The organism is Streptomyces sp. NPDC101219 (genome assembly GCF_044767675.1).
Taxonomy (GTDB): Bacteria; Actinomycetota; Actinomycetes; order Streptomycetales; family Streptomycetaceae; genus Streptomyces.
Window position 1 is genome coordinate 429139 of sequence record NZ_JBIWOK010000001.1, and the last position, 19087, is coordinate 448225.

Here is a 19087-nt window from a genome sequence, read left to right on the forward strand (position 1 = left end):
GTGAGCCGGCCTGATCCGCCGAGAGGCCCTGGCGGCGGGTGCCGTCGGCGTTCCCCGGGCGGTCAGCCGGTGCCGGGCCGGAAGGTGCGCAGGACGGTCCGCAGCGCCTCCTGCCCGGCCGGCGTGTCCCAGTCGGTGGCCGGGGTCGTCCAGCGCAGCGAGAAGCTGCGCCCGCCGCCGAGGAGGAAGCCGCGGCCGAGGGTGCGCACCCGCGTGCCGCCGGCCGTGGAGTACCACTCCATGTCGGCGGCCGCGCGCCCCTGGTACGTCAGGGCCCGGATCGCGCCGATGCGCTCGTACCCCGCGGTGCGCTTCAGGTTCGGCTCCACGTCGTCCCGCCACACCGCGACCGGGTCCGGGCCGACCCGCTCGCTGTAGGTGACCGCGAGCGTGCGCGGGTCGCCGTCCGCGCCGAACGTGGCCCGGTAGGCGCCGTCGGCGCCCGGAGTGGTGGACAGCCGGTCCCAGCCCGCGGGCAGCGCCACGGAGAACCCCTCCGGCGCGCGCAGGACGCGGAACCCCGCCGGCAGCCCGCCCGTCGCCGAGGGGGACGGCTTCGCGGTGGTCGGCGGGGCGGACGGCGAGGCCGTGTCCCGGTTCCCGCCCTCCGGTGCGCCGCCCGGCGCCGGGGAGGCGTCCGGCGCCGACGGGGCGGCCGAGGTGGCGGCGGGCGGCGCGGCCGGGGGAGCGGCCGTCGACGTGCCGCCGCCGGGCAGTCCCTGCGTCGCCACCAGCACCACGACGGCCACGGTCACCACGGCCACGGTGGCGCCCAGGACCAGGGTGCGGCGGCTCCACTCCCGGCCCGCGTACCGCACGGCGGCGAAGCCGAGGCCGCGCAGCCGGGGGCGGGGCACGGCCGCCGCCCCCGCGCCCGGCTCCTCGCTGAGGACGCGGGTGAGGGCGTCGCGGACCACCTGCCGGGTCAGGCGCTCCCGGGAGTCCTTGCGCAGCAGCCCGAGCACCACCTGCCCGAGCGGCCCGGCCCGCACCGGGCTCCGCAGCGGCAGCCGGTCCACGCCGCGCAGCGTCGCCTCCAGCCGGCCCCGCTCCCGGAACGGCGGGCGGCCCTCGACCATCGTGTAGAGGAGGGCGCCCAGCGCCCACAGGTCCGCGGCCGGTCCGATCCGTTCGTCGCGGGCCTGTTCCGGCGAGGCGTACGACGGCGCGGTCAGCCGGGGCGCCAGGGTGGCGCCGACCAGCCCGTACCCGGTGACGACGGCCGGACCGGTGTCGCGCACGAACACCTGGCCGGGGCTGAGCTCGCCGTGCGTGATGCCCTCGGCGTGCGCGGCGTCCAGCACGTCGAGCACTTCCAGCCCGATCCGGGCGGCCCGCACGTAGTTGAACGTGCCCTGCTCGGCGAGGAGGCGGCCGAGCGGGACGCCGTCGATCCACGCCATGACCGTCCACAGCGAACCGGCCTCGTCGACGGCGTCGACCACCGTCGCGATCCGTCCCGGAGCCAGCCGGCCCACGCTCTCGGCCGTGCGCAGGATGCGCGACAGGACCCGGCGGGCCGTGTCGCCGGGTTCCCCCTCGGGCAGCCCGGTCTGCGTGACCAGACAGGGACGGCCGGAGCGTACGTCGTCGGCGTACCAGCAGACGCGGTTGGTCTCGCGGTGGACCACCTCGACCAACCGGTACCGACCGCCGACCGACTCGTGTGTGGGGACGTGCGCCCTGCCCATGGTCATCCTTCGTCCAACCGCTGTTTCCCGCCTTGGGCACAGGTACGGAGGACCGCCCCGGATCGGTTCAACGAAAACCCGGCCGAATTCCGGTGCCGGAACGTTTCCGACCCTCATTCGGAAAACCGGGGTTCACGTGTGCGAGCGGAAATGGCCGTACCGGGCGGGAGGCGCCTCACCTGGCACGCCGTGCCGTTCCCCGGGGCGGGTCCATTACGGCGTGGGCGGCCGGGAAACCGCCGCTCTCGGCCCACCTGGGGTAACCCGCGGTAAAGGCCGAAGCGGGCGCATAACGGCCCGGTGCCGCGGGCGGCCGGAATACGGCGGCCGCGTTCGCCGCCCCCCCGGTGCGGTCAGCGCAGCCCGAACCGGCCGGCCCAGGCGGCCACGTCCGCGAAGGCCGCGTTGCCGCCGCAGACCACCAGCCCGAGCCGGGCGCCGTCACCCACCCGTTCCCGCACCTGCCGCGCGGCGGGCAGCAGACAGCCTGCGGCCGGTTCCGTCCACACCTTGGCGTGCTCGGCCAGTTCGAGCGAACCGCGCACCGCCTCCCGGTCCGGCACCACCAGCACCTCGGTGACCAGCTCCGCAACGTGCTCGTACGTCAGCCGCGACACGCTCGGGGCGCTCAGGGTGGAGACGATCGACGACAGTGCGACCGGCACCGGACCGCCCGCGGCGAGCGCCTCGGACATGGCCTGCGCGCCCTGCGTCTCCACGCCCCAGACACGCACGCCGGGGCGCCGCGCCCGCAGGGCCGCCGCCACCCCGGAGATCAGCCCGCCGCCCCCGATGCTGACCAGCACGTCGGTGACGTCGTCGGCGTCCGCGGCGAACTCCAGCCCGACGGTGCCCTGCCCGGCGATCACCTCCGGGTCGTCGAACGGGTGGACCGGGGTCAGCCCCTCGTCCTGAAGCCGTGCCATGAGGGCGAAGGCGCCGTCCATGTCGTCGGTCAGCCGCACCGACGCGCCCGCGGACCGGGCGGTCTCCACCGCGCGGGCGGGCGCCGAACGCGGCATCACCACCGTCGCCTTCACATCGAGCGCCGCGGCCATGACCGCCAGCGCGATCCCGTGGTTGCCGCCGCTCACGGCGACCACCCCGGCTGCCCGCCCGGCCTCGTCGACCGACAGCAGCTTGGCGGCCGCACCCCGCGCCTTGAACGAGCCCGTGCGCTGCAGCAGTTCCAGCTTGGCCGTGACCGGGACGCCCAGCAGCTCCGACAGGCCGGGGCTGGGCACGGTCGGCGTCCGCACGACGTGACCGGCGATCCGTTCGGCCGCCGCCTCGATCCGCGAGATCCCGATCATGTCGGTCACCTTTCCGGCACGGGGGTCGTGATCCGCGCCGTAACGCACCCTCACCCCGGGGCGCGGCCCGGGTCAACCGGGTTCACCGGGCCGTGCGCCCCGGTCAGACGCGGCGCCGGGCCAGGGAGGCGATCAGCGTCCGCAGGTCCCCGGCTGCCCCGGCCCGGAGCGGGACGCCGTCGAGGACCTCCCCGGCGTCCCGCAGCAGGCGGTCCGCCTCGGCGACCGCCGCCGCACGGCCGCCCGCGCGCTCGACCGCCGCGGCCACCGTCGCCGGATCGGCCTCCGACTCCAGCAGGGCGGCCAGCCGCGGGGCCGCCGGGGTCGCGAGCGCCGACAGCACCGGGAACGTCGTCTTGCGTTCCCGCAGATCGCCGTGCACGGGCTTGCCCGTGACCGCCGGGTCGCCCCACGCGCCCAGCACGTCGTCCACGATCTGGAACGCGACACCGAGCCGCCGGCCGGCGAGGTCGAGCGCGGCGACGGTGCCCGCCGGGGCGCCGCCGAGCGCCGCGCCCAGCGCCGCCGCGCACCCGAGCAGCGCCCCCGTCTTGCGTTCCGCCATGCGCCGGTACTCCTCGGGCCGCACCCGCCCCGGCCCGGTCCAGGGGCGGGACGCGAACAGCAGGTCGTCCGCCTGCCCGCCGACCAGGTCGCGCAGCGCCGCCGACAGCGTCCGCACCCCGGCCGCGCCCCCGGGCCGGGCGGCGAGCGTCTCCACGGCCAGGGCGAACAGCGCGTCGCCCGCGAGGACGGCCGGCCCGGTGCCGTACGCCTTCCACACCGCCGGACGCCGCCGCCGGTCCGCGTCGCCGTCCATGATGTCGTCGTGCAGCAGGGAGAACGCGTGCACCAGCTCCACCGCGACGGCCGCCGCGACCCCGTCCCGGGCGGGCACCCCGGCCGCCTCCGCGCCGAGCACCGCCAGCGCCTGCCGCACGCCCTTGCCGCCCGGCGCCGCCGCCGGTGCGCCGCCCACCTCGCACCAGCCGAACGCGTACCGGGCCATCTCGCCGACCCAGGGGTGCAACCGGTCGACGGCCGACGCCAGTTCGGGCCGCACCAGCGCGCGGCACCGGTCCAGTACCCCGGCGGCACCGACCGGCGTGCCGAGGGCCGTCACCGCCCGGCTCCCGTCACGGCCGTGTCGGCGGGCGACACGAACTCCTCCTGGGCCCGGGCCACCATCTCCCGGGCATGGGCGAGGCCGATCCGTTCCATCGTCCGGGCCAGGCCGGCCAGTTCGGCGGCCGTCTCGGCACGGTCCCGGCCCAGCCGGGCCAGCGACTTGGCCAGCCCCAGCCGGGACAGCGCCTCACCGCGCGGCTCGCCCATCGCCCGGAACTCCGCCAGCGCCTGCTCGTACATCGTCCGCGCCTCGGCACAACGACCGGCGCGGTACAGGACGTTGCCGCGCATCTTGTGGTTGTAGGCGAGCGCGCCGGACAGCTTCATCGCCCGGCACCCGGCCTCCGCCTCGGACAGCAGCGCCAGGGCGCGCTCGGTGTCCCCGTCCCGCACCGACACCACGTCGGCGAGCCCGCGCAGCGCCCAGGCGTGACCGCGCCGGTCCTCCGCCCGGGCGGCGATCCCGGCCGCCTCCTCGAAGAGGTCGTGGGCGGTGTCCAGGGACCCGGTGTTGCGGTGCATCTGCGCGATGCCCTCCAGAGCCCACACGGTGTGACGGGCCTCGCCACGCCGCCGGGCCTCGGCCAGCAGCTGCTCGTGCAGCCGGCCGACCGCCTCGTAGTCGCCCTGGATGCGGCCGGTCTCCGCCAGCCCGGCCAGCGAGTAGCCGCGCACCACGACGTCGCCGGACCGCTCGCCCAGGCCGGCCGCGAGGCCCAGCAGGCGCCGGGCGAGGGGGAAGGCGCCGCGCTGCCGGGCCAGTGTGCCGCCGCTCCACAGCGCCCAGGCCATCGCCGATCCGTCCCCGGCCTCACGTGCCGCGCGGTAGCTCGCCTTCCACGCGCGGTCGGCGTCCGCGACCCGGCCGAGGCGGCGCTGCGCCTCCGCCACGGCGAGTCCGGAGCGGGCCACCTCACCGGGCTCACCGGCCCGTTCGGCCGCTCTCAGCCGCTCGACCCCGGCGGCCAGGACGTCGTCCAGGGAGGAGTTCACCGAGAGGGTGGTGAGGGCGCCCTGGTACTCCGGGGCGAATGCCTTGCCGTACATCGTTGCCTTTCGGTCCGTCCGCCCACCCGCCGGTGCGGGACGGCACGGGCGGGTGGACCGGTCTGTCCGCCGCGCCTATACGCTGCGCCTATACACGATGTGTATAGAGCGTCGGAAACGTGCCCCAGCCATCAGGCCGGGGCATCACCTGTCGCCGGTCAAGACGAGCCCGGGACCGACGGGGTTGCCTGTGCGACGCAGATCACGCGGCGGCCCTCAACCGCCGCCCGTTTCAGTGCTGTTGGGGCTTGTGCGGGGTCGCCTCGCTGGGCCGGACCACGACGTACCCCTCGCCCTGGAGGGCGAGTTGCACGGCCTCGCCCGAACCGCCGCGCAGCATCGAACCCAGCGACTGCGACCGGTTCAGCGAGGTCGAGAGCCCCGCGGTCCAGCCCACGACGGCATCGGTGTCGACGTAGACCGGCTGCTGCAAAGTGACCGGGATGACCAGCGGGTTGCCGTCGCACACCAGCCCCAGCCGGCCGTGCCCGGTGAAGACGCTGTTGAACAGGCCGCCCCCGGTGATGCCCGCCCCCTTCACGGTGCTGATCCGGTACGACAACGTCGCGTCGAAGCACAGGACGTTGCGGCCGTTGACGGTGAACTCGTCACCGGGCTCGACGTCGACGATGAAGCAGTTCTGCGCCTCCTGCGCGAACCACGCCTCACCCCGGCCGCGCACCGACATCAGCGGCAGCCCCTCGCCGGTCACGGCGCGCTTGAGCATGCCGCCCACGCCCTGGCCCTTGCGTTCGAACTGCAGGCTGCCGCGGTAGGCGACCATGGCGCCCTGCCGGGCGAGCATCTCGCCGTCGACCGTGTAGCGGATGCACTTGGCGTTCTCGACGGTCATGCCCGGGGCCGTGGCGGGCTGCACCATGTGCCGGCTGGAAAACAGGTCACCCTTCATGCCGTCATCCTCACCCGGAGGGGCGCCCTCCGCCAAGATCGGGGGCGGGAGCACCGCCCGCGGTCCGGCGGTCCCGTCCCTGCCGCCGGTCGCCGCCCCCCGGTTCAGTGGCGGACGACGTCCGGCGCGAGGTCCTCCCGCACCGGCGCGGGCGCCGCGCTGCGGGCCGCCGCCCGGCCGCAGAACGCCGCCTCCAGCGTGCGCAGCATCGTGCCCATCACCTTCGCGTTGTTGGAGGTGGTGGCGAGCGCCGTGAGGGAACGCCGGCCGTCCTTCGAGGTGAACGCGTAGGAGTAGTAGCCCTGCACGGCGCCGGTGTGCCCGTACACCGAGACGCCACAGGACAGGTCGCGGCGCCGCAGCCCCAGCCCGTACGCCTGCCCGGTGCCCGCGGGCACCCAGCGCCGCATCTCCCGCAGGGCCGTCGCGGAGGTCAGCCGCCCCGACAGCAGCGCCGTGAGGAACGTGTTGACGTCCCGCGTTCCGGAGATGACGGCGCCCGCGCTCTGCGCCCAGGACATCGTCTGCTCGGTGGCGTCGACGAGCGCCCCGCCGGCCGTGTCCGGGGTGAGGTAGCCGCGGGTGTGACGGCCGGGGATCGCGGTGCCGGGATGCACGTAGAACGTGTCGCGCAGGTCCAGCGGCGCGATGATCCGCTCGCGGTACTCGGTGGCCAGGGAGCGGCCGGTCACCGCCCGGATGAGCATCCCCGCGACGACGAAGTTGGTGTTGGAGTAACGGTAGGCGCCGCCCGGCGCCGTGGTGCGCGGGTGCGCGAGGGACCGGCGGACCAGCGCCCGCAGGGTGAAGACCTTGGTGCGGACCGCCTCGAAGCCGGGCACCGTCCGGGCGAACATGTCGTTGGTGTGGTCGTACAGTCCGCTGCGGTGGCTCAGCACATGACGCACCGTGATGCGGTCGTCGGGCAGCAGCCCCGGCAGGTGACGGTCGACCGGGTCGTCCAGCTTCAGCCGTCCCTCGTCGGCCAGTTGCAGCAGCACGACGGCGGTCAGCACCTTGGTGATGCTGCCGATGCGGAACCGGTCCCCGGCGGCCAGGGCCCGCCCCGTCCCGCGGTCGGCGAGCCCGGTGGCGGCCGTCAGGACCGTGCCGTCGTCGTCGATCCGCGCCATCGCCCCCGGCGCCCCCTGCGAGCGGGCGGTGCGCAACAGGCTCTCCAGGCCCGCCAGGTCGGGCGCGTCGAGCGCGGGGGCCGACCCGGAATCCGATGCCGGCGCCGCGGCCGGGGGAGGGGCGGCGTGCGCCGGTACCGTCAGAAGGGACAGGGCGGCCACCGCGGCCACCGCACCCGTACGCATCGTCGCCGCTGTCGAGGCCATCCGCCGCCGCTCCGCTTCTGCCGCACCGTCATCCGGGCCGGACGGCGCGCGGACCGCTCGCGGTCACCGAGCGTCGCCGGTCGCCACAGTATGGCGACGAAAAGCGGACGAACCGGTCAGGCGGACGTGGGGCGGCGGGGCGTGTCGGCCGGTCCGCCGGACCCCTCGGACTCCGGCGCGACGAGCCCGGTGCGGTGGGCGATCGCCACGGCCTCGGTGCGGCCGGCCGCGCCCAGCTTGGCGAGGATGTTCGACACGTGGACGCTCGCCGTCTTGCCGCTGATGAACAGCTCCTCGCCGATCTGCCGGTTGCTGCGCCCGCGGGCGAGCAGCCGCAGCACCTCCCGCTCCCGCGCGGTCAGCACGCCCCCGCGCCCCCCGGCCCCGGACGGGCCGCCGAGCCCGCCGCGCGCCGCCAGCGCGTCGGCCCGCTCCAGCAGCGGCGCGGCGCCCAGCCGCTCCGCCTCCTCGCGCACCGCGCGGACCTCGGCCGTCGCCTCCTTGCGCCGCCCGGCGGCCAGCAGGGCCTCGGCGTAGCGCAGCCGGGACCGCGCCCGCTCGTAGGCGTCGCCGTAGCCGAACGCGGCCACCGCCCGCTCCCACGCCGCCACGTCGGGCCCCGACACCACCCGGAGCCACTCGGCCTCCGCACGCGCCAGCCACGCCTGGCCCTCACTGCCCTGCGCCATGCCGTCCTCGCTGTGCGCGGCCGACGACCGGGCCCGCGTCACGAGTTCGTCGGCCGTCCCGGCCCAGCGGCGGGCACCGGCCTCGTCACCGGCCGCCCGCCGCTCCGCCGCCGCGTCCGCGACCGCGGCCAGCGCGAGCGCCGCCAGCCGCACGGTGACGTCCGGGGCCGTGCCCGACGCGTCCGTGAGGGCGGTGACCGTGGCACGCATCCGCCGCACGGCCTCCTCCGCGTCGCCCCGCAGCGCCGCCGCGTCGGTCAGCAGAATCCCCGCGACCAGCGTCGCCATCCAGTCGAACGGCCCGTCCAGCGGGGCGCGGACCCGTTCCACGACCGAGAAGTCCCCCCGCGCCAGTGCCACGTACAGCGCGGGCGCGACCGCGTACCCGCCCAGCGGAGGAAGCACCCGGGCGTCCGCCTCCGCCGCCACCACGCACTCGTCCCAGCGGCCCGTCGCGTAGAGCACCAGCAGCCGCAGGTAGCGCATCGCCAGCGGGTACGGCGACGCCAGCAGCCCGGCCCGGCGGGCCCGGTCCAGGCCCTCCGTCAGCCAGGGCAGACACGCCTCGAGCTCCCCGGCCTCGTAGGCGCCCATGGCCAGGTTGTACAGCGCCCGCAGCTCCACCGCCGCGTTCCCCGCCGTCCGGGCCAGCTCCCTGGCCCGCGTCAGCCGCTCGCGGCCCTCGGCGGTGTGGCGGCTGAACTCCTCCAGACCGACCACCGAGATCAGCAGGTCGGCCTGCGCGTCGGGCATCCCCAGCCGCTCGGCCGCGGCCAGCGCCCGGCGGGCCACCGACAGCGCGACCTCGTTCTCCCCGACCTGCCGCGCGGTCATCACGTGGGTGGCCGCCGCCCACACCCAGGTCGGCGAGGCCGGCTCCGGCGGGATCATCGCCAGCGCCTCGCTGCTGTGCGCGAACGCCGACGACAGGCTGTCCACCCGCAGCAGGTTCCCGGCCAGCGTGTAGCGCACCCGGGCGGCCAGCTCCAGGTCGGCGTCCCGGCCGAGGTCCGCCAGCGCGGACCGGGTGAGCGCGACCGCGCGGTGCAGCTCACCCGCGTGGGCGGCCGCCGCCGACGCCCGCAGGGTCAGCGCCACCGGGTCCACCGCGGCGTCCGCGGGCAGCCCCTCGGGGCCCACCGCGGGCCACAGGTCGAGCGCGGTCTCCAGGTGCCGCAGCTCCTCGGCGGGCGCGCCGAGCCGCTGGGCGTGGTCGGCGGCCTCCAGGGACGCGGCGAGCGCCTGCGCCGGTTCGTGACTCTCCCGGTGGTGGTGCGCCCGCTCCGCCGCGGTCTGTGCGCGCTGCCCCTGCCCGGCCAGCAGCCGGGCGAACGCACCGTGCAGCCGCGCCCGTTCGCCCGGCAGCAGGTCCGCGTAGACCGCCTCCCGGGCCAGGGCGTGCCGGAAGGAGTAGGTGCCGCCCTCCCCGGCGACCAGCAACTGCCGCCCGACGGCCTCGCGCAGCGCCGACTCCAGCTCGTCCTCGGGCAGTGCGACCGCCTCGCGCAGCACCTCGTGGCCGACCCGGCGCCCCGCCACCGCCGCGGTGCGCAGCACCTGCTGCGCCGTCTCGGAGAGCTGCTCGACCCGGATCAGCAGGACGTCGGCGAGGCCGCTGGGCACCCCGCCCGCGGGGGTGCCGGTGGCGGCCACCAGCTCCTCGGCGTAGAAGGCGTTGCCCTCCGCCCGCTCCACGATCCGGCGCACGGTGGCGTCCGGCAGCGGCCGCGCCTCCAGCGCGCGCACCAGCCGGGTCACGTCCGCGTCCGGCAACGGGCGCAGCTCCAGCCGCTCCACGGCGGGCAGCCGCACCAGCTCGGCCAGCACCGGCCGCAGCGGGTGGCGCCGGTGCAGGTCGTCCACCCGGTACGAGGCGCACACCGCCAGCCGGTGCGCGGGCGCGCCCCCCGGATGCTGCAGCACGCCGCGGCCCAGCAGGAAGCGCAGCAGGTCACGGGAGGACTGGTCGGCCCAGTGCAGGTCCTCCAGCACCAGCAGCAGCGGCGCGATGTCCGCGACCTCGGCCAGCAGCTCCGCCATGCCCTCGAACAGCCGCAGCCGCGCGTCCACGTCCCGCACGGCGTCGGTGCCGCCGCCCAGCAGCCGGCCGACCGCGGGGCGGGCCCCGACGACCGCCGCGAACCGCTCGTCGGCGGCCAGCCGGCCCAGCACCTCCGTGAACGGCAGGTACGGCAGACCCACGTCCCCGAGGTCCACGCAGTGGCCGGTGACCACGGTCATCCCGTCCGCGGCGGCCCGCACGGCGACCTCGTCCAGCAGCCGGGTCTTGCCCACCCCGGCGTCCCCGGCGAGCAGCACGGCACGCGCCTGCCCGCGCCGGGCGCCCTCCAGCACACCGGCGAGACGGGCGAGTTCGTCGTCCCGGCCGACGAGCGGACCGGCGAAGGAGCTCTGTGACACGTCCCCATCCTGGCACGGGCCCGCCGGCCCGTCCGTCACGACCGGGGAGGAGGACCGGGCCCGGGCCTGGGGTCCCTCCTCCGGATCGGGCCCGCGAGCCCGGCGTGATCCGGACGAAAGGCCCTCGGTCAGCGGTGCAGCCGGGCCGGCCAGTCCGCCGGGACCCGGTCCGCCGGGCCCGGAGCGGGCTGCGCATCGGGGTGGCTGCCGGGCGGGGCGAGGGCCGGGCCGGACTCGTACAGCGCGTCGGTGGCGTAGTCGTAGAACCAGTCCTCGCCCGGTTCGTAGCTGTTCACCAACGGGTGGCCGGTGGCCCGGTAGTGCGCCGTCGCGTGCTGCCCGGGCGAGCTGTCGCAGCAGCCCACGTGGCCGCACGCGGCGCACCGCCGCAGATGGAACCACCAGCCGCCGGTCGCGTCGCAGTCGACGCAGCCGGGGCCGCTCGGCGGGACGACGGGGTCGATGGGGTCGCCGGTCATGGGTGCTCCTCGGGGGTGTCGGGGGAGTCCGCGGCGGACGGGGCGGTGAGCGGCAGCAGCACCTGGAAACGGGTGTCGCCGGGCACGGACTCGAAGCGCAGGACACCGCGGTGCTTGCCCACCACGATCCGCCACGAGATGTCGAGGCCGAGGCCCGTGCCCTCACCCACCGGTTTGGTGGTGAAGAACGGGTCGAAGACCCGGTCGCGGATGTCCTGGGGGATCCCGGTCCCGGTGTCGCGGAACTCCACGAGCAGCCGGTCGGCCTCCCGGCCGGTGCGCACCGTCAGCGTGCCCCCGCCGCCGGCCGCGTCCATCGCGGCGACCGCGTTGTCCACGAGGTTCGTCCACACCTGGTTCAGCTCCGCCGGGTAGGCGGGGATCCTCGGCAGGGTGCGGTCGTAGTCCCGGACGACCTCGATGTGCTGTCCGATCTTGCCCGACAGCATCACCAGCGTGCTGTCGAGGAGTTCGTGCACGTCCGCGACCTGGTACGGTGCGCGGTCGAGCTGCGAGTACTGCTTCGCCGCGTCGACGAGGTGCGAGATGCGCTTGGCCGCGTCCCCGATCTCGTCCATCAGCAGCTCGGTCTCCACGGTGTAGTTGAGCCAGCCCACCGCGCCCGGGAGCAGATCCTCGTCCACGACCGCGGCGACCCCGTCCAGCCAGTCGGGGTCCAGTCCCGCCTGGACGAAGGTGGGGGCGATGCGCCACCCCTCCTCCACGCCGTGGTCGTCGAGCCAGTCGGCGAGCGCGTCCTCCCGGTCGGCCGCCTCCAGCGGACTCAACGCGGGTGCCTTCGCCACGCGTTCGGCGGTGCGCTCCTGGATGTCGATGAGCTGGGCCAGGGTCTCCGGCTCATAGGTGCCGGTGGAGATCACCCGCAGCTTGTGCCGCATCCTGCCCACCCGCTCGCGCAGGGTCGCGGTGGCCCGTACGGCCGCGGCCGCCGGGTTGTTGAGCTCGTGCGTCAGCCCGGCGGACAACGAGCCGAGCGCGAGCAGCCGTTCGCGCTGCCCGACGGCCCGCTGGGTGCTCTTCGACCCGAAGAACAGGCCCTCCAGCAGGTGGACCGCCATCGGGAACCACTCCTGCATGACGGCCGCGAACGTGTCCGCGGGCAGCACGAAGAACCGGGACGGCTCCGTCACCCGCATCGTGTTGGTGTACACCTGCGGCACCCGGTCGCCCAGGTACGCCTGCATCGCCCCCGCGTACACCCCGCGCTGGGACGTGCGGTTGACCTCGACGTCCTGGCCGCCGACCCGGCGCGAGAGCACGACCGTGCCCTCCAGCATCACGTAGAAGCAGGTGGCGGGCTCCCCCTCGGCGTACACCTCACCGGGCTCGAACCGCTCCACCCGCCCCTCCCGGCACAGCCGCCCCAACTGCTCCGGGGTGAGCCGCTCGAAGAGGAACAGGGAGCCGATCTCCTGCGGGCTGCACGGCCCCGGCGCGCCGTTCACGACTGCTCCAGATACCGGTGGACGAGCATCACGGCCATGGCTCCCTCTCCTACGGCGGACGCGACCCGCTTGGCGGACTCGGCGCGCGCGTCGCCCGCGACGAACACGCCCGGCACGCTGGTCTCCAGGTGGTAGGGCGGCCGGTCCAGCTCCCACTCGGCCGGCGGCCGGCCGTCCGGGGTCAGGTCCGGCCCGGCCGGCAGGAAGCCGCGCTCGTCCCGGCGCACCGTGCCGTCCAGCCAGCCGGTCAGCGGGGCCGCCCCGATGAACACGAACAGCCACTGCCCGTCGACCCGTTCGGTCCGGCCGGTCCGGGTGTCGCGCAGCGTCAGGTGCTCCAGGTGCCCGTCGCCGTGCGCGGCGGCCACCTCCGTCAGGGGCCGCACCGAGATGTTCGGCGCCTTCTCGATCTGCCGGACCAGGTAGTACGACATCGACGCCGACAGGTCCGGCCCGCGCACCAGCAGCGTCACCGACTTGGCGCCCCGCGCCAGGTGCATCGCCGCCTGCCCGGCCGAGTTGGCCCCGCCCACGATGTACACGTCCTCGCCCCGGCAGGCGGACGCCTCCGTCAGCGCCGACCCGTAGTACACCCCGCGCCCGGTCAGGTCCGCGCAGCCGGGGACGGACAGCTGCCGGTAGGACACCCCGGTCGCGAGGATCACGCTGTGCGCGGCGACCGACGAGCCGTCCGAGAAGCGCACCACGCGGGCCGAACCGCACACCTCCAGACCCGTCACCTCGCGCGCGGTGAGGATCTCGGCGCCGAACCGGGTCGCCTGCCGCCGCGCCCGGTCGGTGAGCTGCGCCCCGGACACCCCGTCCGGGAAGCCCAGGTAGTTCTCGATGCGGGAGCTCTGCCCCGCCTGGCCGCCGGTCGCCGATCGCTCCACCAGCACGGTACGCAGCCCCTCCGAGGCGCCGTAGACGGCCGCGCCCAGGCCCGCCGGGCCGCCGCCGATGACGACCAGGTCGTAGAAGCCGGCCTCCGGGGTGGTGGCCAGGCCCACCCGGGCCGCCAGGTCCACGGGCTCCGGCTCCACCAGCGGCGTCCCGTCCGGGGTGATCACCACCGGCAGCCGCGTCCCGTCCTCGTCCGCGGCCGCCAGCAGCCGGCGGCCCTCCGGTTCGTCGGAGGAGTACCAGCGGTAGGGCACCTGGTTGCGGGCCAGGAACTCCCGCACGTCCGAGGAGCGCGCCGACCAGCGGTGCCCCACCACCTTCGTACTGGGCACCGGCCGGTGGTCACCGGCCCGCCACGCGGCCAGCAGGTCGTCGACGACCGGGTAGAGCTTCTCCTCCGGCGGGTCCCACGGCTTGAGCAGGTAGTGGTCGAGATCCACGACGTTGATCGCGTCGATCGCCGCCCCCGTGTCCGCGTACGCGGTCAGCAGCACCCGCCGTGCGCCGGGGTGGATGTCGAGGGCCTGCTCCAGGAACTCGATGCCGTTCATCCGCGGCATCCGGTAGTCGGCGAGGAGCACGGCCACCGGATCACCGCGCAGCTTCAGCTCGCGCAGCGCGTCGAGGGCGGCCTCGCCGGACTCGGCACGCACGATCCGGTACGACCGGCCGTAGCGCCGCCGCAGGTCCCGGGCCACGGCGCGGGAGACCCCCGGGTCGTCGTCCACGGTCATGATGACGGTGCGTGCCGCGTCGGTGGCCTCTGCCATAGGTCCCCCACATCGCGTGGTCGGGTCCGGCACGGCGGACCCGCTGCGACGTCGGTCACCGCGCCGACTCAGCCCATCGTAGGGGCGGACGCGCCGGACCGCTCAGCTTCCGCCGGGCCCCGGTCCGGGCCGCGAGGACAGCACGCAGAACTCGTTGCCCTCCGGATCGGCGAGCACCACCCAGGACTCGTCGCCGCTCTGGCCGACGTCGGCGTGCCGGGCGCCCAGGGCGAGCAGCCGGGTCACCTCGGCGTCCCGGTCGTCGGGCCTGAGGTCGAGGTGGAGGCGGTTCTTGCCCGTCTTGCGTCCCCGGTCCGCGCCGAACAGCAGCCCGGGCAGCCGGTCCGGGGCGGGACGGATCTCCATCTCGTCGGCGGACTCGTCCACCACCACCCAGCCCAGTGCCTCGGCCCACCACCGCCCGAGGGCGTGCGGATCGGCCGCGTCCACCACCAGCTGCTCCCACGTCACACCCATCACACCAGCGTAGGGAAGACTGGTCCCCGCGCAACGGACACCGCACCGCTGCGGAACCGCACTCATCAGGGAATTCAGGGAGGGACCGCATGACGCGCCCGATCACGGCAGGGGTCGACGGAACCGGGGAGAGCCTCGCCGCGCTGAACTGGGCGGCGCGGGAAGCGATCCGGCAGGGACTGCCGCTGCGGGTGGTGCACGCCTGGCGGTTCCAGGCCTACGACACGGTCGACGCCGGGGACGCCGCCACGCAGGAGCGGTGGGTGCGCGAGTCCGTGGCCGGGGCCGTCGACGAGGTCGCCGCACGCCATCCAGGTCTCCGGGTCACCGGCGACACCCTGCAGGGGGACGCCGTCGAGACCCTCGTGGAGGTGGCCGGGGACGCGGAGATGCTGGTGCTGGGCTCCCGCGGGCACGGACGCATCGTGGGCTTCCTCGTCGGCTCGGTCGGCCAGCAGGTCATCGTCGACGCACCGAGCCCGGTGGTGCTGGTCCGGGCCGAGGACAAGCCCTCCGGGGAGGTCGACGGGCGCGAGGTCGTCGTCGGCCAGCAGGGCGACCCGGAGGACAGCGCGGCCGCGCTCGGCTTCGCCTTCCGGATCGCCGCCGCGCGCGGGGCCACCGTGCGGGCCGTGCGCGCCTGGACCCTCCCGCCGGTCTTCGCCTACAGCCCCGGTTCGCTCCGCCTGATGGACGAGGCCGGCGGCCTGGAGCCGTACGAGCAGCAGGCGCTGGCGGCGGCGCTGGCGCCGTGGCGCGAGCGCTACCCGGACGTGCACGTGGTCGAGCACGTGGAGATGGGCAGCGCCGGGCAGGTCCTGCTGTCGGTGGCCGGCACGGCCCAGCTGATGGTCGTCGGCCGGCGCGCCCGCCGCACCGCCGTGGGCGCCCGGATCGGCTCGGTCGCGCACGGTGTGCTGCACCATGCGGACTGCCCGGTCGCCGTGGTGCCGCAGGTCTGACACGGTCGCGGCCCGCCCCGGCTCAGTCCGCGGCGGGCCCCGGCCGGGACCGCGTCTTGGGCAGGATGTGCTCGATGTAGTCCGCGACGGCGGTGTCCAGGCCGATGTCGTGCTGGGCCCGCTCGGACAGGTACCAGCGGTGCTCCAGCAGCTCGTGGTAGATCTCCGCCGGGTCCATCCCGCCCCGCAGCTCGGGCGGGACGGCCCGCACGGTCGGGCGGAAGACCTCGCGCACCCAGCGGTGGGCGAGGACCTCGGCGCGCGCCCCGGCGCCGTTGGTGCGGCCCGAGCCCGGCCGGGCGCCCGCGACGGGCTCCTCCGGGGCGTAGTCGTCCTGGGTGGCCATCCAGCTCTCCAGGTCGCTCAGCAGCCGCCTGGCCTGGTTCTCCTCGGCGTCGAGCCCGGTCAGGCGCAGCAGCTGGCGCGGATGGTGCCCGGCGTCGACGACCTTGGGCACGAAGGTGACCGAGTCGCCGAGGGGCGAGTGCTCGATCTGCATCTCCGCCACGTCGAAACCGAGCGCGTTCAGCCGGCGGATCCGGCGCTCGATGTAGTGGTACTTGCCCGCCGGGTACACCGACGTGCGGGTCAGCTCCTGCCACAGTCCCTCGTAGCGGGCGCAGATCTCGGAGCCGAACTCGACCGGGTCGACGGAGGGGTGCAGCGCCCCCGACGCCTCCAGGTCCATCAGCTCGCCGCTGATGTTCACCCGGGCGAGCTCCAGGTCGTACTCGCGCTGCCCCGTGGTCAGCTCCGGGTGCAGGTCGCCGGTCTCGGCGTCGACCAGGTACGCGGCGTAGGCGCCCGCGTCGCGCCGGAACAGGGTGTTGGACAGCGAGCAGTCGCCCCAGGCGAACCCGGCGAGGTGCAGTCGCACCAGGAGCACGGCCAGCGCGTCCATCAGCCGGTGCATGGTCGCCGGGCGCAGCGTCGTCTCGAACAGCGACCGGTAGGGCAGCGACCCGGCCAGGTGGCGGGTGACCAGAACGCTCTCCAGCGGCTCCCCGGCGGCGTCGGTGCGGCCGGTGACCACGGCGAGCGGGTCCACCGCCGGGATGTCGATCCGGTCCAGGTCGCGCAGCAGCCCGTACTCGCGCTGGGCGGGACGCTCGGCGAGTTCCTTGACCGCGACCACCTCGTCACCGGCGCGCGCGTAGCGCACCACGTGCCGGGAGATGCCGCGCGGCAGCGGCACCAGGTACTCCTCGGGCCATTCCTCCAGGGGAAGGTGCCACGGCAGTTCCAGCAGGAGCGCGGGGTGCTCCGGGTTGGTGGCGTTGATCTGCAGGGCCATGGATCGGGCGTCCTCCTCTCGCGGTGATCGTCCCAGCCTATTGCGCCCGCTCTCGGGCGCCGAGGGCCGCGGCGCGCACCGGCCCGCGGTGCGCGGGGCCGTGACCGGGCAGCAGCAGGTCGGCGTCCAGCTCCGCCAGGACGTCCAGGGAGGTCACGGCGGCAGCCCGGTCATGGTCGAACATACCCGGCAGGAGCCGCGGCCCGGACGTCCGCGCCGTGGGGTGGGCGGTGACGAGGGCGTCGCCGGAGACGACGGCCCCGACACCGGGGAGGTGGAAGGCGCAGTGCCCGGCGGTGTGGCCGGGCGTGGGCACCGGGACCGGCCGGCCGGGCAGGTCGAGCGGCCCGGCCGGCGGCAGCGGCCCGGGGTCCCGGACGGGGACGTGCGCCGTGCCGCCCGAGCGCAGGGCGCGCAGCGCCCAGGGCAGGACGCCGGGGCGCCAGACGTCGCGCAGCACCCGGCCGACGGTGACCTGGTGCAGGAAGTCCCGGCGGGCGTGCGGCACTTCGGCCTCGTGGGCCAGGACGGGTGTGCCGTGGGCGGACCGCAGGTGCTCGGCGGAGCCCAGGTGGTCGGTGTGGGCGTGGGTGAGCAGCACGGCGGTGACGGCCCCGGGCCGTACGCCCAGCGTGGCCAGGGAGGCGAGCAGCAGCGCGCGGTCCCCGGGATAGCCGGTGTCGATCAGGGTGGCGGCGTCCCCCTCGGTGAGGATCACCCAGTTGGTGTGGGTGCCGTGCACCAGGTGCGTGCCGTCCGCGACCTGCCGTACGTCCGCCCGCATGCCGTCCCCTTCCGCGTCCGTCCCGCTCCGACGGGACCAGGCAAGCAGACCGGGAGCGGATCACGGCGGCGGGACACGGGCGGGCGGGCCGGCGGGGGCGGGACGCATCCCGAACAGGAAGCGGGTGACGCGGCTGCGGCGCACCCCGTACTCGTACAGCAGGAGGATCACCGCGAGCGAGCCGGTCACGATCACCGCGTACTCGACCGCCATCGGCGCCCGCCATCCGGTCACGCCGTAGGCGAGGGCCACCACGACCGGCTGGTGCAGAACGTACAACGGCAGGGCGGCGACGGCGAGGCGGCGCAGCACGGCGTCGCGGCGCCGGGCGGCGAGGGCGGGCCGTCCGGAGTCCCGCGGCCCCTCGCCGTCGGCGGCCCCGCCGGCCTCTCCCGCCGGGCCGCCGGACCGCTTCCGCGGGCGGTCGAGGAGGCCGAGGAGGGCCAGCACCCAGCACCAGCCCGCCGCCCCGAACAGGGCCCGGGTGAGCACGGCGGCGGGGGTCCACGCCGTGAACGGGTCGTCCCCGGCGATGAATCCGGGCGCGGTCCCGGCGAACAGCACGAGGCCCAGGAGCCCGGCCGGGACGGCCGCCCGTCGGGTCGCCGCACGCACCTGGCCGTCGTCGGCGAGGGCGAAGCCGTACAGGAGGAACAGCAGGTAGGCCCACCGGTTCCAGCCCGCGAAGCCCTCCTCCATGCCGAGCAGCGCGTTCACCGCGGCCAGGGGGAGGGCCGGCAGCAGGAGCAGCGCCGGGCGGCGCCGCAGCGCGGGCACCACGCGGGCGGCCCCGGCGGCGAGCCGGCCGGCGACGGGGGCGAGCAGCAGGCTGAAGGTGAGCAGCAGGACGACGAACCACAGGTGCCCGGTCTCGAAGTGCTCGCCGTCCAGGACGAAGGGGAAATCGGCGGGATCCGGACGGACGCTCAGGAAACGCGGCCAGAAGGCGCGGTACGAAATGTCGTCGGCGGGGTCGGCGGCGCGCAGCCGCAGCCACTGGGGGAGCGGGCACAGCACGAGGGTGCCGAAGACCAGGGGCACGCCGAGGCGCAGCAGCCGCTCCCGGGCGAACCCGCCGGGCCCGCGGCGGCGGATCGAGTGCCGTGCGCCCAGCCCCGCGACCAGGAACAGCATCGGCATCGCCCACACCACGCCGAACCCGGCGAGCACGGTCACGGCGCCGGTGGTCTCCTCGTTCTTGACGTAGAAGTCGTCGTCGGGGGAGAAGACCAGGGCGGCGTGGAAGAAGACCAGGCCGACGACCACGAGCGCCCGCAGCACGTCCAGTTCGCCGCGCCGGCCGGTGGCGGCCGACGGCCCTGTTTCCGCGCCCATCGTCCCTCCCCGCACGGTGTGCGGACCAGTGTGGGGGAGGGCGGCGGGGGGAGGACAGACTTCCGGTCCGGAGGTTGC

General features: G+C 75.8%; 15 protein-coding genes. 1 reads left to right on the forward strand and 14 read right to left on the reverse strand.

Annotated features, from left to right (window positions below; all coding sequences use genetic code 11):
* Nucleotides 1-62: 62 nt before the first annotated feature.
* The 11 genes from ACIRPP_RS02075 to ACIRPP_RS02125 all read right to left on the reverse strand — a co-directional run bounded on the left by ACIRPP_RS02075 (nucleotide 63) and on the right by ACIRPP_RS02125 (nucleotide 14634).
* Entirely contained in the window at nucleotides 63-1691 is a 1629-nt protein-coding gene (locus ACIRPP_RS02075; protein WP_403637133.1) for a serine/threonine protein kinase, read from the reverse strand.
* 353 nt (nucleotides 1692-2044) lie between these two features.
* Nucleotides 2045-3004: a threonine/serine dehydratase gene (locus ACIRPP_RS02080; RefSeq protein ID WP_403637135.1), complete on the reverse strand. Its 960-nt coding sequence runs from the start codon at nucleotides 3002-3004 to the stop codon at nucleotides 2045-2047.
* A gap of 103 nt (nucleotides 3005-3107) precedes the next feature.
* The gene (locus ACIRPP_RS02085) at nucleotides 3108-4127 is read right to left on the reverse strand and encodes a polyprenyl synthetase family protein (RefSeq protein ID WP_403637137.1); all 1020 of its coding nucleotides are present in this window, start codon (nucleotides 4125-4127) and stop codon (nucleotides 3108-3110) included.
* Nucleotides 4124-5179 (reverse strand): tetratricopeptide repeat protein, encoded by a 1056-nt coding sequence (locus ACIRPP_RS02090; protein ID WP_403637139.1) that lies wholly within the window; start codon nucleotides 5177-5179, stop codon nucleotides 4124-4126. Before ACIRPP_RS02090 ends, ACIRPP_RS02085 begins: the two co-directional genes overlap by 4 nt.
* Before the next feature lie 232 nt (nucleotides 5180-5411).
* The gene (locus ACIRPP_RS02095; RefSeq protein ID WP_403637141.1) at nucleotides 5412-6089 is read right to left on the reverse strand and encodes an AIM24 family protein; all 678 of its coding nucleotides are present in this window, start codon (nucleotides 6087-6089) and stop codon (nucleotides 5412-5414) included.
* Nucleotides 6090-6193: 104 nt separating this feature from the next.
* Nucleotides 6194-7408 (reverse strand): serine hydrolase domain-containing protein, encoded by a 1215-nt coding sequence (locus ACIRPP_RS02100; protein WP_403637570.1) that lies wholly within the window; start codon nucleotides 7406-7408, stop codon nucleotides 6194-6196.
* Between the two features lie 137 nt (nucleotides 7409-7545).
* Nucleotides 7546-10539: an AAA family ATPase gene (locus tag ACIRPP_RS02105; protein WP_403637143.1), complete on the reverse strand. Its 2994-nt coding sequence runs from the start codon at nucleotides 10537-10539 to the stop codon at nucleotides 7546-7548.
* Nucleotides 10540-10667: 128 nt separating this feature from the next.
* Nucleotides 10668-11018: a UBP-type zinc finger domain-containing protein gene (locus tag ACIRPP_RS02110; protein ID WP_403637145.1), complete on the reverse strand. Its 351-nt coding sequence runs from the start codon at nucleotides 11016-11018 to the stop codon at nucleotides 10668-10670.
* Nucleotides 11015-12484, reverse strand: coding sequence for an ATP-binding protein (locus ACIRPP_RS02115; protein ID WP_403637147.1), 1470 nt, complete (start codon nucleotides 12482-12484; stop codon nucleotides 11015-11017). The genes ACIRPP_RS02110 and ACIRPP_RS02115 overlap by 4 nt, the downstream gene beginning before the upstream one ends.
* A complete protein-coding gene (locus ACIRPP_RS02120; protein WP_403637149.1) occupies nucleotides 12481-14157 on the reverse strand; it encodes an FAD-dependent oxidoreductase in 1677 nt (558 codons plus the stop codon). Before ACIRPP_RS02120 ends, ACIRPP_RS02115 begins: the two co-directional genes overlap by 4 nt.
* A gap of 102 nt (nucleotides 14158-14259) precedes the next feature.
* On the reverse strand, nucleotides 14260-14634 hold the full coding sequence (locus tag ACIRPP_RS02125) for a VOC family protein (RefSeq protein WP_403637151.1): 375 nt from the start codon (nucleotides 14632-14634) through the stop codon (nucleotides 14260-14262).
* Between the two features lie 89 nt (nucleotides 14635-14723).
* On the opposite strand from ACIRPP_RS02125, the gene ACIRPP_RS02130 reads away from it, so the two are divergent.
* Nucleotides 14724-15596, forward strand: coding sequence for a universal stress protein (locus ACIRPP_RS02130; protein ID WP_403637153.1), 873 nt, complete (start codon nucleotides 14724-14726; stop codon nucleotides 15594-15596).
* Nucleotides 15597-15618: 22 nt separating this feature from the next.
* On the opposite strand, the gene ACIRPP_RS02135 is transcribed toward ACIRPP_RS02130, so the two are convergent.
* The 3 genes from ACIRPP_RS02135 to ACIRPP_RS02145 are packed head-to-tail and all read right to left on the reverse strand — an operon-like array spanning nucleotide 15619 to nucleotide 19009.
* Nucleotides 15619-16890, reverse strand: a complete 1272-nt coding sequence (locus tag ACIRPP_RS02135; RefSeq protein ID WP_403637155.1) for a DUF4032 domain-containing protein — start codon at nucleotides 16888-16890, stop codon at nucleotides 15619-15621.
* A 37-nt stretch (nucleotides 16891-16927) separates the two neighbouring features.
* The gene (locus ACIRPP_RS02140; protein WP_403637157.1) at nucleotides 16928-17674 is read right to left on the reverse strand and encodes an MBL fold metallo-hydrolase; all 747 of its coding nucleotides are present in this window, start codon (nucleotides 17672-17674) and stop codon (nucleotides 16928-16930) included.
* Nucleotides 17675-17734: 60 nt separating this feature from the next.
* A complete protein-coding gene (locus ACIRPP_RS02145) occupies nucleotides 17735-19009 on the reverse strand; it encodes an acyltransferase (protein WP_403637159.1) in 1275 nt (424 codons plus the stop codon).
* Between the last annotated feature and the right edge of the window lie 78 nt (nucleotides 19010-19087).